The organism is Paenibacillus sp. FSL M8-0142, from assembly GCF_038597315.1.
Taxonomy (GTDB): domain Bacteria; phylum Bacillota; class Bacilli; order Paenibacillales; family Paenibacillaceae; genus Paenibacillus_AQ; species Paenibacillus_AQ lactis.
Genome location: NZ_CP152008.1, coordinates 1185173 through 1197773, shown reverse-complemented (window position 1 = coordinate 1197773; position 12601 = coordinate 1185173). Strand labels below are relative to the sequence as shown.

At 45.6% G+C, this 12601-nt stretch carries 19 protein-coding genes; 1 reads left to right on the top strand and 18 read right to left on the bottom strand.

The annotated features are described in order from the left end of the window. Positions 1-670: 670 nt before the first annotated feature. Positions 671-874, bottom strand: a complete 204-nt coding sequence (locus tag NSQ46_RS05640; RefSeq protein WP_342576456.1) for a hypothetical protein — start codon at positions 872-874, stop codon at positions 671-673. Positions 875-962: 88 nt separating this feature from the next. Further along, entirely contained in the window at positions 963-1184 is a 222-nt protein-coding gene (locus tag NSQ46_RS05635) for a helix-turn-helix transcriptional regulator (RefSeq protein ID WP_342576455.1), read from the bottom strand. Positions 1185-1737: 553 nt separating this feature from the next. Between NSQ46_RS05635 and NSQ46_RS05630 the strand changes: the two genes are divergently transcribed. Beyond that, entirely contained in the window at positions 1738-1953 is a 216-nt protein-coding gene (locus NSQ46_RS05630) for a hypothetical protein (protein ID WP_342576454.1), read from the top strand. A 42-nt stretch (positions 1954-1995) separates the two neighbouring features. On the opposite strand, the gene NSQ46_RS05625 is transcribed toward NSQ46_RS05630, so the two are convergent. The 16 genes from NSQ46_RS05625 to NSQ46_RS05550 form a co-directional block, all read right to left on the bottom strand. Continuing rightward, the gene (locus tag NSQ46_RS05625; protein WP_342576453.1) at positions 1996-2715 is read right to left on the bottom strand and encodes a hypothetical protein; all 720 of its coding nucleotides are present in this window, start codon (positions 2713-2715) and stop codon (positions 1996-1998) included. Between the two features lie 6 nt (positions 2716-2721). After that, the gene (locus NSQ46_RS05620) at positions 2722-3171 is read right to left on the bottom strand and encodes a protein-export chaperone SecB (protein WP_342576452.1); all 450 of its coding nucleotides are present in this window, start codon (positions 3169-3171) and stop codon (positions 2722-2724) included. Between the two features lie 69 nt (positions 3172-3240). After that, the gene (locus NSQ46_RS05615; protein ID WP_342576451.1) at positions 3241-3876 is read right to left on the bottom strand and encodes a hypothetical protein; all 636 of its coding nucleotides are present in this window, start codon (positions 3874-3876) and stop codon (positions 3241-3243) included. A 523-nt stretch (positions 3877-4399) separates the two neighbouring features. Further along, on the bottom strand, positions 4400-5122 hold the full coding sequence (locus NSQ46_RS05610) for a glycoside hydrolase family 73 protein (protein WP_342576450.1): 723 nt from the start codon (positions 5120-5122) through the stop codon (positions 4400-4402). After that, positions 5115-5390, bottom strand: coding sequence for a phage holin family protein (locus NSQ46_RS05605; protein ID WP_342576449.1), 276 nt, complete (start codon positions 5388-5390; stop codon positions 5115-5117). The genes NSQ46_RS05610 and NSQ46_RS05605 overlap by 8 nt, the downstream gene beginning before the upstream one ends. A 25-nt stretch (positions 5391-5415) precedes the next feature. Further along, positions 5416-5793, bottom strand: a complete 378-nt coding sequence (locus tag NSQ46_RS05600; protein WP_342576448.1) for a hypothetical protein — start codon at positions 5791-5793, stop codon at positions 5416-5418. Then, positions 5771-5977: a hypothetical protein gene (locus tag NSQ46_RS05595; protein ID WP_148247754.1), complete on the bottom strand. Its 207-nt coding sequence runs from the start codon at positions 5975-5977 to the stop codon at positions 5771-5773. Before NSQ46_RS05595 ends, NSQ46_RS05600 begins: the two co-directional genes overlap by 23 nt. 2 nt (positions 5978-5979) lie before the next feature. Further along, positions 5980-6252, bottom strand: coding sequence for a hypothetical protein (locus NSQ46_RS05590; protein ID WP_148247755.1), 273 nt, complete (start codon positions 6250-6252; stop codon positions 5980-5982). A 59-nt stretch (positions 6253-6311) separates the two neighbouring features. Further along, positions 6312-6443, bottom strand: a complete 132-nt coding sequence (locus tag NSQ46_RS05585) for a hypothetical protein (protein WP_342576447.1) — start codon at positions 6441-6443, stop codon at positions 6312-6314. A 55-nt stretch (positions 6444-6498) separates the two neighbouring features. Continuing rightward, positions 6499-6600 carry a CD1375 family protein gene (locus tag NSQ46_RS05580; RefSeq protein WP_342576446.1) on the bottom strand — a complete coding sequence of 34 codons (102 nt, stop codon included), beginning with the start codon at positions 6598-6600 and terminating at the stop codon, positions 6499-6501. Next, on the bottom strand, positions 6597-7193 hold the full coding sequence (locus tag NSQ46_RS05575; RefSeq protein WP_342576445.1) for a hypothetical protein: 597 nt from the start codon (positions 7191-7193) through the stop codon (positions 6597-6599). Before NSQ46_RS05575 ends, NSQ46_RS05580 begins: the two co-directional genes overlap by 4 nt. 11 nt (positions 7194-7204) lie before the next feature. Further along, positions 7205-10369, bottom strand: a complete 3165-nt coding sequence (locus tag NSQ46_RS05570) for a hypothetical protein (protein WP_342576444.1) — start codon at positions 10367-10369, stop codon at positions 7205-7207. Beyond that, positions 10362-10682 (bottom strand): hypothetical protein, encoded by a 321-nt coding sequence (locus NSQ46_RS05565; RefSeq protein WP_277746926.1) that lies wholly within the window; start codon positions 10680-10682, stop codon positions 10362-10364. Before NSQ46_RS05565 ends, NSQ46_RS05570 begins: the two co-directional genes overlap by 8 nt. Next, positions 10682-11335, bottom strand: coding sequence for a putative phage tail protein (locus tag NSQ46_RS05560; protein ID WP_277746927.1), 654 nt, complete (start codon positions 11333-11335; stop codon positions 10682-10684). Before NSQ46_RS05560 ends, NSQ46_RS05565 begins: the two co-directional genes overlap by 1 nt. Then, positions 11332-12156 carry a baseplate J/gp47 family protein gene (locus tag NSQ46_RS05555; protein WP_277746928.1) on the bottom strand — a complete coding sequence of 275 codons (825 nt, stop codon included), beginning with the start codon at positions 12154-12156 and terminating at the stop codon, positions 11332-11334. Before NSQ46_RS05555 ends, NSQ46_RS05560 begins: the two co-directional genes overlap by 4 nt. After that, positions 12153-12596 (bottom strand): DUF2634 domain-containing protein, encoded by a 444-nt coding sequence (locus tag NSQ46_RS05550; protein ID WP_342576443.1) that lies wholly within the window; start codon positions 12594-12596, stop codon positions 12153-12155. Before NSQ46_RS05550 ends, NSQ46_RS05555 begins: the two co-directional genes overlap by 4 nt. Positions 12597-12601 lie beyond the last annotated feature (5 nt).

Sequence of the window (12601 nt, the reverse complement as noted above, 5' to 3'; positions counted from 1 at the left end):
CTCGGGAGCCTTTCATTATGCGGTATTACAGGGTTTTTGACCCCTTTGTTACATCATGCCGCCCATCTTTCACACTACTTCATCCTTATTCGCTGTTGAACATTAATGTCGATAAAATCGCTTTGCATCTGTATTCCATTAATTAATTAATCGTGAATATTCATCGGTAACCGCCGATTTCGTGATTTTTTTTGTGATTTTTTTGTGATCAAATCGGAGGGGAAAAGTATCGTAATAAAACGCCATAACCAACACTATTCTTGATCAGAATCAAACGATGACCCCCCACGTAAGACGAGTTTAAAGGGGATAACTCATCCATTAACTCCGTACAATCTGATATTAGCATATATGAAGCAATCATACTTCGCAACAGCTCCGTTGATCCGCGTAGGAATAGAACACAATTCACCAAGTCCAATAAGCAGTATTGTTCTTGGTCGGCGCCGTCGGCTTCTCAATCGTTTCCTGTTTAAGCACTTGAATTCCTCGAGTTGTGGATTTATCTGGCCAAACGATATATCCGTGATCCTCAAGGTATTGGAGCCCTCTCAGTATATCCGGCCGCCCGCGTCCAGTCATCCTCTCTAACCGTCTAATGTCAGGCATACGGGTCCCGTGAACAGGGCTAGGGTAATTGATTAGTATCCGCAGCAATTTACGTTCGGGATCAGGAAGCATTCTTTCCCGCCCCCTTTGCCAGCCCCCAAGATAAGACATTATCCATTCTGAAAACCCTTGGCTGATTGGTTTTCAGACATGTTGCACGAATCAAGTTATTTCGGATCCCCTGCAGCCTTATCTTACGTTGTGTGATCTGCCCTTTGCGATCCACGTAGATGAGCTCAATAACCTCGCCGATGTACTTCTTCACCCAAGTTCGCCTCCACAATAAGAACGTTTGTTTGTATTATATGCGAACATTGGTTCTGTTATCAATGTAAAAAAAAGCCACCAGGCATTTAATCCTTGGTGGCTTTTTCGTCCACATATTCAATCAATTCGGATACATCTCTCAACTCAAAATACCGCATTAGGGTGTTTAAGTGTTCTGGGGGCCAATGTTTTGCTGTCCCTTTCTCCATATCGTTTAAAGTGTTCCATCGAATACCTGTTTCTTCGCTAAGCTGACGAACACTGATTCCTTTACTTTCTCGTAATTCCATTATCTTAAGCCTTAGCATAGCATCTTCACCTCAAAAAAAATATACCACTTTGCGGAAGAAACTTCAACGATTTTCGTTGACGTTCAACGATTTTCGTTGTATAATTAATTATAGAAAGGAGGTGGACAAGATGCGAAAAACAAGGAAAGAAGAACAACGAGATGAAAGAATCGCAAGGCTCATGCTAATGGGTGCGACCATCGGCTTAGCCGGTTCAATCATCAACCTCATCACCGCTCTGGTTGACTAATCAGACGACCCTGATCGGGGCCCCGCAAGGGGCTTCCGGAAGGGTTGGTGAAATCTAAGGCGTTGTTCTTCTCTCCTTAATTATATCACAAAGGAGCTGACGGTATGAATCTTGCCAGAATGTACAAAGTTACAATGGTATTAAGCACAACATCAATCGTGATCAGCTTAGTGACGTTAGGGATTCTAATAGCGAAATGGTAATCCCGCAGCAGTTAAGACCCTGCCAGCAATTAGCCGGTAGGGTCTTTTTTCAGGATGCACAGAAGGGAAAAGATTGAACTTGTTGAATATACAAATTGATTAAGGGGAGGGTTGAACAGTGTGGGAGAAAGAGGTAAGAGCGGCGGTACGTTCAAAGGGACCTGTTATGATCCGCTTAATGAATGGCGAAATGTTACAAGGCATCCCAGAGTCCTGTACAAAAAGCCTGGTGAAATTAAGACGTCCTGATAGCGTCATTTGGATACCTGTTGAGGATATTATGCGAGCAAATCGGCTGCTCAAGATAAACAAAAAAGACCCTGCCAGCGGATAGCCAGCAGGGTCTTTTTTTCGTGTTTTCAATTCTTCAAACAAACTAACATGCTATCATTCTTTCTAGTTCCTCAACACCAATAGGCTTCAATAGAACAGAACACTCTAACTCTTTCAGCCTCATTTCTATTGAGTCTTTATCTTCTGGGCATACAAAAAATGTTTCATGACTCAAACCATTTTTACCCATCACATCTCTTAGATGATTCATATAACTTACTTCTTTGCATCCAATTGAAATCGGGTTGGCTTTGCATTCAAAGAATTTCCCGTGGTACCCGTCCCAGATTCCGAAATCGACTGTATGACGATCTTCACAACCATCTTCCTTATTAAGTCGACATTGATATTTAACAACTTGTGTTTGGCCAGTGCCCTTTTGAATATATACTTTTGCTCCCCAACCATATCTTGTTTCATTAAGAATTTTAGATCCACCATAAGCAGCGATTAACAATGCTTCTACTAAAATCCCTCTAAGTTCATCTATATCCTTATCAGTTTGACAAAGTCCAAATCCTCTCTGTACCAACCCAATAATCTTTGTTCTACCACCCAACGAACCAAATCTCGTTATCCATTCAGATAAACTTTGATCTAAATTAAGTATTCTCCACCGTTTTGACACTTGTATTATACGAGTGAATTGTCGAAAATAGTCTCTCTTCACCTTAAAGTGATCTGCGATCTCCTTGGCAACATCCACCATATCTTTACCAACCAAATCTGTTCTCCGAAATGTCACAGTAGCTGATTCGCTCATTTCGGATCACTCCTCATTTTGCGAATTTTGCTTGTTATTTGACAGAGATTGCAATACATCCATAGTAGGCAAATAGTATGGGGAATATCCCATCCGTGAAATAGCATCCGAGACATATTCTCTTACATAAGGGAGGAGAAGGGGAACCGCTTGGTCTTCTGCTTGAGATCTAAAATCCTCTTCATTCAGTGTACCATTCTGGGAAAATACACCCTTATAAACAACCCTTACAAAAAAGGGTTTGTTTTCATCAAAATCAATAGTAACTCTTAAAAAAACCTCTACAAAACTATCATTTTTTAACGAGCTTCTAACCTCTAAATTAAGTTTTAAAGGTACTGGCTCATCAGTTATATTCAGAACATCAAACTTTTCACACTCCATTTTAAGTAACTCTACCTCTTCAAGTTGAATATTAAACCGTATCAATCGATAATAATTCCATACTTCTTCCATTTAATTCATCCCCATATTCTGTGGCATATTTTGCCTACTCTTTTTACATTGACTTTATCAATTTATTATTTATACTTCAAGACAAAAAAAAGAAACCTGCATAATTGCAGGTTCCTTAATAGGTATCTTCTTCTTATCGTGTATTATATTCTCCAACTCAAGACTATAGGTAGTTTCGATATCAGTCAATTTATAATTTATTGAAATGGATTCAGTTATACCTTCAACTTCGTAAACCCATTTAAATAAGGGATTTTCCTTGACTATGAAACTTTCCCACATAGATGGTTCTTCAATTGTTATGGAGACTTCATTAATTGTTGATTGAAGTTCATTAGAAATAGTAATCAAACTAGATCTAACGTCTTCTGGATAATCGAAGTCCATTTCTTCTTTCAAGATATAAGCTTCATAGCTAATTTCAGCAACTGCAGTTTGCTCATTAGCTACTTCGGTTATGTTAGCAAGTGATTGAACTGATGGAAGCCCTTTTGATTCAAACCAATCTAGAAACAACATTTGTCCTCTCGTCAATTGGTTCCCCGATGCTTCGATTATTAAACCTTGTACATCAGGAGCAGAATCAATTTTGAGATATCGAGTAAGGGCGTCTGCGTAAAGCTTCAATAGATCGTCTAAACTCTGATTAAAGTTTGTCGACGGATCATACTGAACAGAGCATCCGAACCATTCTCTAATATTCATAAGTCTTCCTCCAGAAATTATTTATTATAGTTGTTTTCTTATGCCCATGATACATGATTTAAATCACGAACTCAAATTTGGTATTAGCAACAGTCTTTCTAAGAACAATGCATTTTAACCACTATTCAGAATTCCTTTGTATAATAATGCCATTTGGGACTAAAGTAAAGACTTATTTTTTAAAATAGAAGGTTAAGTTCAGTTATAATTATCTATACGATTAACCTGATATTTTATTACCCATTCCAACTTTTTATTAACATTTACTCTCGGCTAATTACATGCAACACAACAAAAAGACCCTGCCAGCGAATAGCCAGCAGGGTCTTGGTGGTCTCCTCATACAATGGGAGCAATATTATAATTATCATCATTGACGATATTTATGCATGAATAGGGATCGATCTCGAAATCGAATACGAGATCGATCCTAACTCTTGAACAGAGGAGGAAGAGTAGATGCCCTGGGGAAAGGTACATCAACTCACCACAAATTATAGGCGTTTTGCCCCACACTTATACATTATTTTTCTGTTTCAATCTTCTGCAGTCTTTTTTCCAGATCGGCCAGATGCTCACTGTTACCAGCGATCAACTGCAGGAAGTTCTTGCGCATCCGGTTAAAAATGACCGCCGTTTCTTCCCTCGTGATTGCCGCACCCGGCCGGCTGCCGTCCACATAACCATTCTTCTTCATTTCTTCCCAAGCTGCAGCGGCCCAGGGACTGACCACGTTGATATCTCGTTCCTTTGTCTCCTTCACTGGCTCCGATCCTCCTTTCACGATGTCGTATTGATACAGGTTGTACTCATCCATAATGGCGATCAGCTTATCCGCATACTTCGGATCCGTAGCGTAGCCCGCCTCCTGGATCTCCCTCGCGGCCGTCTTACCGTCCACCCCGATAACCTTCTTGTATTTGTTTCGGTCCCAGCTAACCCCGTTCAGGATCAGCTTGGTATGGTCGGCGATGGACTCGCCCCAATTGTTATAAGCACGGAAGGCGGCGTCTACTTTGATCGGCTTTCCATTTACATATTCGGTTGTTGGCATCGTGCAGCTGCCGGCTGGCCCCCTGCCCTTGATCCCAAAGAGATTGTTCCCTTTCTTTGTAAGCCCGGATGTCCCCCAGGCGCTCTCAAGCGCAGCCTGGGCTATGATCAAAGATGCCGGAATAAAAGTGTTCTTCATATCAGCAGCGGCAAAGATAGCGATCTTCTGTATGAATGCCTGTTTGCTACTCATTAGATCCACCTGCTGCCTTTGCAGTTTGTTTAATAAATTGATGCCCAAGCACGGCAAAGGCTCCAGCAAGTACGCCCTGAATAACAGCTTCGACGCCCCAACCAATGATAAAGCTGGTCATAATGACAGCAACGATTACCACAATGTAAACAATGGACCAATTAGGCACCAGCGGGGTTGTTTTGAGAATACCTCCAAGAATCCAACAAACGACAACGACAGCAAACAAGCGCGGGTCAATCAATTGAAAAACTTGCTCCCAATCCATGATTAAGTAATTCCCCTCTCAAGGTTTATTTTTCTGGTTCTCTATCTGCCTTACGCAAGATCAAAAACAGGTCATATCGTTTATTCCAGGTAAGCCAGGCGAGCGAGGCCAGTCCGGCCGTAGTACCGACCTGTGAAAGCGTCCAACCGTATTGCAGCCAAACATCCAACTCGGCGCTACCAAACCCAAAAGCAGCTGCCGCGCGTATCAGAAGGACGATGAACATTTTGAATGTATACGCGATCAAAAAAAAGAGCATCGCCAGCATAAACACGCTGACCACGCCCGCCTTGAACCGCTCATTAAAGTAAGCCTTATGAGCATGAATAATATAGAGTGACGCCGCTATCGAAATGATATAGAGCGTAATCAAGATTAGATTAATGAGCTCCATGTTTGACATGGCTACCCTCCCCCTTGTCGTAAACTAAATAACGCGCAAATCGGTTGCGTTCGATTTCATCCTGAATTTCCTTTGACATATTTTTGTATCTGTCAATGGATACCGCTACCCGATTCGATGCACGGTGTATTTCTATTTCTTTTTGCCGAGGGGTAAAGAGACGTTGAATCAGCTTGTTTAGCATGTTCATCCCCCCCTGCCCTCGGTGTGGTCAATTTTGAGTTTCTGCAATACCTCCAGTGTCGGCGACATAAATGCAGCCCTTTCCTTGTCCAGGACCTCCTGCAACCGGTCCCTGTCCTCTTCAGCTCGGTCCAGCAAATGCCTCGGGACCAGATCCCCCCGGACCAGCATCCGGACGATATAAAGCAGTACCACCATTAAGACGATGGCCAAAATGAGAGCAACGCCGTATTTATCCGCTAGTTTAGCCCAACCCTCAATTTCCCCTGAATTCATATACTCGCTCCTTTCCTGTTAAATAACAAGATGCCCCCGGACCACCCAGGGGCATGCAGTTACACGATATTCCCATTCACGTCCATTCCGCCGAGTTCCAGCACTTCACGCACCTTCTCACGGCTCTGGAGAGGAACGTCGTTCAGCTGGATTACGCCTTTATGGATCATCATCACGTATACAGCTAGCATCGTTTCACCTCCTTTCGCAAGAGATACAGACAACTGAATAAACAGTCCAGCCAGCCTATGCTTCCAATGCATGGCTAACATCCTCCCGACATGCTTCGGGAACATCCTTCAGCTCAATAACGCCTTTTTGAATCATCTTGACATACACCGTAATCATGTTGGCCCACTCCCCTCTTGCAACGCTAGAATCATCATGTGCAGTTCCATCAAGGCTAGCTGGTTGACTGTGCTTTCCTCGGCTAGTTGTTCATTCCGAGCTTCAGCTGCAGCCAGGCGTTCTTTCAATAGATCAATCTCGGTCGGCTCCTGCGGCTGCGGTCGCGTGATCTCCTCGATTTCTTCCGTCGTTAACCCTTCGATCCAAAGCGTCGGTTGTTCCGGAGCGACGTATATAGGCGGATCCCCTCGCTCCTCTTCTGGCAGCTTCGACCATTCAGCGTATGCGGCGTTATACGCATCTTCGGCAGACGTAACGGCGCTCTGATATGCCTCCCACGCTACGATATCGAAGCGAGGACGGTACAATCCTGGAATAATCGGGATACTGACGATATACCCCGCTATAACGGGCTCCAGCTCAGGCACTTCTCCCGGTTGCACGTCTTCCGGCTGGGCCTCCGGCTCTTGCTGGCCCGGATCGATCGGCAGCTCAGGCTCCGCATAAAAAGGGACGACACCGGAAAAGGCATCGTCCACTAACGTATCCTCTAAATAGAGGCCGTCTGTATTCACTTTAGGTACTGCTTTCATGTGATCCTCCTTTACCGTTCGGCTGGAAATGGTGTTATTGTATCAAGAGTCATCCAAGTTGGAGCAATCGTACCGTAAGGGATGACTTTGCCATCAGCTGCTATTTCGTAAGTTGGGGCTGAAACGACCCCATCCTTAACTGCGATTGATACGCATTGCCGTGTTCTCTTAGGCCGGAATCCTACTGGAAGTATAAACATAGGCTGCTCGCCAGCTCCACCGCCAGCCATACCTTGGATATGCACATTCCCAATAGCATCTTTGCCGTATTGGACTGTATTGCTTCCAAAGGATGTCCACCCATTAAGCAATGTCGGCGTAATCCAGACAATGGTTTGATCTTTATCCGCCTTTTTATTCATCAGCACGGAAACAGCGGTCGCATTCTGCTGCACGGTTTCAGTCAACTCCTGGAGCATCGCCTTTTCATTGATTGCGTACGATCCGGTGAATGGTACTATTGGTGAATTGTCCAGCATAAGGTACGTGACGGAATAGGTTACTGATGAGTCGTATAGACTTTTCTTAATACGGTACCACGGATCGGAACCAGTCGGCGGCGGATCAAAACTACCGTCCGCTAAACTGTTTCGATAAAACGCTAAGACCTTCATCGGCTTATATTTCCACTTCGACCCACCCCCTATTGTCGCATGATTCGTATAGTAGTAAGCCCCGTATCCCGGCTGTTCACCGTCATACAGCCTTATCGCCTCCCGAACTACAAGTCCCGTCCCAACCTCGATCTGATTATCTCCCTCATTAAACGTCAGCATGCCTTCGGATACGATAGGCTCGACCGTTGGCGTTGCGAGTTGGTATACGAGCTGATATGGTTGCCAATATGCGTTGATAGGAGCAGAACTTGTTGGTAATGTAGTTCCAACATCCTGCCAGCCGTCTAAACCCGAAGGCGTACGGTATACCCACGCTTTTGTTCCCGAACCCGTGTAAATAGCGCTACCACTTCCGCCAGCAGGATACATCTTGTATCCCATAAAATACGCCTTAATCTCGTCGGCTGTCGGCGTGTAGTTGTCGCCCCATCCGCTGTCAGTATTGGAAATCGCCAAAACAAAGGCATTATCGCTGTTAATTAAAAATTGATCTCCTTCTGTTGTCGCTGCTCCTACGTTTAAGGCAGTTAAGATTTTTCCATCAAATTTAGAAGCAAAGCCCCCACCTTTAATTGCTTCTGCCATCAACCCTGGTACATAAACTTCTTTGTATCCACTCCTTGGCTGAGGGTTTAGCCGCCAATCCACTGAACCATCCAGAACCTGCTTTTTCCACTTCGCCAGCTTGAAATATTGTCCTTCCTTTTCAAACACTTCGTCAGCATTCGCACCCGTCAGTGGGTCGGCGTATAAGTCCGTTTGAAGCGCGAGCATAGAATCTTCGCGTGGTTTAAAACCTAAATCGGATGGTCCAGGGAACAGACGCCAATTTTTGAAATGGTAGTTACCGCCAATTAATGACTCATTGACAAGCTTTCCGCTATTGTAAGTAAGTGTTGTTTGGTTTGTATAGTAAACACGCATATACGTACAATCAGGGGGAACAGTTGCAGTAGCAGGAGCATTCGAGGGAAAGAAGTCAGGGTCTTTCACCCACAAACTTGGTCCTATCGAATTACGATCTTTCCAATACTCGAAGCGTATAAACCCATTATCTGCTAATGTATCTACTGCTGCTGTGTAAGTCTGACCAGGAATAGTTGAGATATCAAAATATACCCCTTTATCCACATTAGTAGATACGGATTCACCTGAGAATTTCACTTCATAAGTTCCAATAACTGTAAAAGGTGTTATTGCGGTGGCGGGATCGAAATTAATTTTCGCTTCAGGATAATCTTGCGCGAGATTCTCCCCGTACCGGATCGCATACGGATTACGTACAGGCTGTAGGCTATTAACATACGTGTACTTTGCCGCTAACTCGTCATCTGTCAATCCGAGATCCTGTGTCGCCACAGCATATAGGGCAGCTTGTGAGTATACAGCTACCGTATCCTTAGCAGCTGCAGCGCTGGCATGCTGTGCCGCAAGTATAAAGCCAGTTGTTCCCCAGTTATCGACGAGTTGCTGCGTAACCGTAAAGCTCTTATAAAGGGCGTACGGTTTATCCACCGTTGGGGAACTTACGATGATTTCCCCGTGTCTTGTGCTTACTGGCGAACTGATGTATAAGTAAGCTCTCAGGCTTTCACAGGCGTTTTTCGTCTTTGCAATAGCCCGAATAAACATCTTGTCTCCTACTTTGGGGGCTGGGGCCGCTCTTAAATTTCGGCTAATTTGTGGGTTTGTGGCTTCACCCGAGCCGATAACAGTAATCTCGTTATTCACGACTGTAGGCGCTCCCTTGACTGAATAAGCCGTCCACGGATTAACATTTTCAAAAGCCCCATCCCGTCCCAACAGGTTAACCAACGTCCGCCCCTTGATTCCGCTTAGAGAGAAAGCCGCGCGTCGCTGTGCGTTGAGGATCTGCATCCCAGCGTTTAGAACGACGTCTTGGCGCTTAACTGTGTCCAGCTTATCCGCAATTCCCTTCACTTGATCGTCCGTATACGTTTTGGCCGAAACTCGGGCAGCTTCAGCTTTAGCAGTTGCATCTAGCGCAGCTGTTGTTGCTGTAGAATCAATCTTTTTGAGGATCTCTTCCATACTGATATTCAGGCGTTGGTCCATTGAAGATATGACGCCACTGCTATCCGTCGCTACATAAAAAAGCAACACCCCTGCTTTGGCTGTTGCCTGAGATGTTGTCTTTTTGACGATCCCATCTGTGTCTACATACAAATACTGCCCTTGAGTTGGATTGAGAGGCATATTGCCGGCAGATACTTCAAACCGTCGGCCGCCGACATAAGCCACCCCAGCGGTCCAAGTGACCGTCAGTCCTTGCGCACTACACTGCAGACCCATAACCCCATTGATTACGGCAACAAAATTGCCGCCCAACTCCTTGGCTAGCTGTTCGACCAACGTATGAGCCGCTTCGATTCCGCCTTCCATCGTATTAAGGCGAGTGGACGTAATTCGAGTTCCTTCCTGAACAAGTTCAAACAACGGCCGGCCCGTCTGCGGATCCGTCTTCTGTTTCCCCGATCCGTCTAAGATAGGGCGAGCAAGATCCGGAATCTCATCTTTCCACACCTGTTTGTTATACAATTGGTTTCACCTCCAGTTTCACGGTAAATTCAAATCCGATAAGGAACCCCCGATTATTTTTCACGATGTTCATGCTTTGGTTAGCAAGTGTTCTACCTTGATCATCCATCAAAGACGCTCCAAGGATCTGCTTTCCAATCAGATCTGTGTCACTTAAGAATACGTATTTCCGGACGCTTCTCCCTGAAATAACAGTATTGTGGATCGGGTATCGAACAAGTTGTCCGCTCACGTTGACCAACGCGTGATCAAAGTGCGAATCTACATCGTTGACCACGTAATCTAGCAGTAGTGGTTGAATTATATCTGCCATCACGGCATCCCTCCTTGCATAGGTATTTCAAAACCAGTGATCGGGCTGTCGATGCTGGCACGTGTCGTCGCCGCACCAATGGTTATGTGCTGGGCTGCTATTGTACCGCTCGTCCCTGGCTCCATAGGCATCTCTAGGCCGCAGATCGGAAAATCGATGTTGTACTTGTAAGCCTTGGCACTCAATGTGATCGTTGATGCAGGCGCCTTGGCAATAGGGACTGCTCGATTGATGTGAACCGGGCGGATATATTCGAAATCACCAAATAGCCCCTCGAGGCTGATCGGGGAGCTGGTATCATATTCAAAGTGAATCTCCTTGTCCAGAAATTTTTCTTTCACATCTAGTAGTTTTCCGTATTGAGCACCCAACTGCCGGAGAATCGACAATTTGAATGGCTTCTTGGCCAACCGTTTCCGGCGGATTGCCTCCCGCCTCTGCTCAATCGTACCAACCTGTTCCGCACGAAAGTAGATCCACTCCCAAAGCCCAAGCCCCCATGTCGCACGCTTCAGCAAGAACTGGTCGACCAGATCATCCATCTTCTTTTCACGCGAATCGATCTCTTCCTCCATAACGCAAAAGTGCCACCCCGCCACCTCGTTTTCATACCAATAGGGCGGCAACACTTCCCGGTACCGAATAGGAATCATGAAAGGATCACCTCAACCTGCAGAATCGATACAGGAGGGATGTCCACATCCTGATGGCCATCATTGAGCGTAAAGGCGCTGTAGTTCTCGACGCCCGGCACCAGTAGGAGAGCAGCAATATAGTTATATAACAGCTTACTGCGACCGTTTGCGTAACTGATCACACGCTGCCGGATCAACTCAGCCAACTTTTGAAGGTCCTCAGCTGTTTCCAGCGTAGCTTTCACGCTGACAACAAATACCGGTGCCGGATGCACGGCCAGATCATGCCCGGCAATGCGGTAATCCTCCCACATCAGCTCCTTGACCTGCTCAGCAAACTCTGGTGTAATCGGCTGACCGGACATATCCGTCAAGTATAGATCGATTGAATTGTCATGACGTTCCTTTTCACGGGCAACGGCATTGCCCACGCCCTGAATCTCTTTGGCCCAGTTCTCGTAATCTTTGCGGCGACCGCTCCCCTCTTCGCTAAACGCTCGATCTAGAATCCGCAGCCGATAATCATCGTTCGATTCACCTTCTTTGCGCGGGATCCCGTCAGCCCACCCGTGAGCGTCCAAAAACTCATCATCTGCCCAGATGGGTGTGGCCTGCAGCACGCCATACCCCCATAACTCTTGCTGCTCGGCAAGCTCCTGAGCGATTGGGTACCACATATCATAAAAAAACTCCCCTTCCCCTACTGGCGGCGGCGGTAATCCCCGCTCATTAGCCAGCGCAATCACACGATTGACCCAACGTTGATAGATCATATCGGGTGTTTCCTCGAGTACGGGCATACTCGGGAATTTCGGCAAATCATTAATCGTTAAGCTCATATCTCGATCACCTCATTTAGTTCAGCGCTGCCAACCAGACCTGTGATGAGGACAGTTAATTCCATTCCGCGATCAACGCGGGTCATCGATTTTACCTCGGCCTCCTCGATCTCTGGATGAGCCGTTAGTGCCTCTTCGATGTCACGGATGATTTCGTGATCTTCCCAACCTGGCCATTCTGATTTTTCGACACCTATATCCGAACCATAAACCACATACTGAAACCGTTCAGTACTAAGGATCTTCATCGCCGTCTCTACAAGGAACTCCTCATAGCTTTCGGTACGTACAGGTCGCCCGAACTCGTCCAGTACAGCCCTGCGGGTGCGGTAGTCTATTTTATAGGTCCATTTGGTTCCGGAAGGAATGGAGTCCACCAAATCGGTCACATCGACTTCATCCAGCTCCATATCAGGGAAAAGTGTCTCTTCCTCGTCCATCCGCT

Bases quoted from the DNA above. Each gene is read 5' to 3' on its own strand.
- NSQ46_RS05635 (WP_342576455.1), bottom strand. From the start codon at position 1,184: ATGCTAAGGCTTAAGATAATGGAATTACGAGAAAGTAAAGGAATCAGT.
- NSQ46_RS05625 (WP_342576453.1), bottom strand. From the start codon at position 2,715: ATGAGCGAATCAGCTACTGTGACATTTCGGAGAACAGATTTGGTTGGT.
- NSQ46_RS05620 (WP_342576452.1), bottom strand. From the start codon at position 3,171: ATGGAAGAAGTATGGAATTATTATCGATTGATACGGTTTAATATTCAA.
- NSQ46_RS05615 (WP_342576451.1), bottom strand. From the start codon at position 3,876: ATGAATATTAGAGAATGGTTCGGATGCTCTGTTCAGTATGATCCGTCG.
- NSQ46_RS05610 (WP_342576450.1), bottom strand. From the start codon at position 5,122: ATGAGTAGCAAACAGGCATTCATACAGAAGATCGCTATCTTTGCCGCT.
- NSQ46_RS05605 (WP_342576449.1), bottom strand. From the start codon at position 5,390: ATGGATTGGGAGCAAGTTTTTCAATTGATTGACCCGCGCTTGTTTGCT.
- NSQ46_RS05600 (WP_342576448.1), bottom strand. From the start codon at position 5,793: ATGTCAAACATGGAGCTCATTAATCTAATCTTGATTACGCTCTATATC.
- NSQ46_RS05595 (WP_148247754.1), bottom strand. From the start codon at position 5,977: ATGCTAAACAAGCTGATTCAACGTCTCTTTACCCCTCGGCAAAAAGAA.
- NSQ46_RS05590 (WP_148247755.1), bottom strand. From the start codon at position 6,252: ATGAATTCAGGGGAAATTGAGGGTTGGGCTAAACTAGCGGATAAATAC.
- NSQ46_RS05585 (WP_342576447.1), bottom strand. From the start codon at position 6,443: ATGCTAGCTGTATACGTGATGATGATCCATAAAGGCGTAATCCAGCTG.
- NSQ46_RS05580 (WP_342576446.1), bottom strand. From the start codon at position 6,600: ATGATTACGGTGTATGTCAAGATGATTCAAAAAGGCGTTATTGAGCTG.
- NSQ46_RS05575 (WP_342576445.1), bottom strand. From the start codon at position 7,193: ATGAAAGCAGTACCTAAAGTGAATACAGACGGCCTCTATTTAGAGGAT.
- NSQ46_RS05565 (WP_277746926.1), bottom strand. From the start codon at position 10,682: ATGGCAGATATAATTCAACCACTACTGCTAGATTACGTGGTCAACGAT.
- NSQ46_RS05560 (WP_277746927.1), bottom strand. From the start codon at position 11,335: ATGATTCCTATTCGGTACCGGGAAGTGTTGCCGCCCTATTGGTATGAA.
- NSQ46_RS05555 (WP_277746928.1), bottom strand. From the start codon at position 12,156: ATGAGCTTAACGATTAATGATTTGCCGAAATTCCCGAGTATGCCCGTA.
- NSQ46_RS05550 (WP_342576443.1), bottom strand. From the start codon at position 12,596: ATGGACGAGGAAGAGACACTTTTCCCTGATATGGAGCTGGATGAAGTC.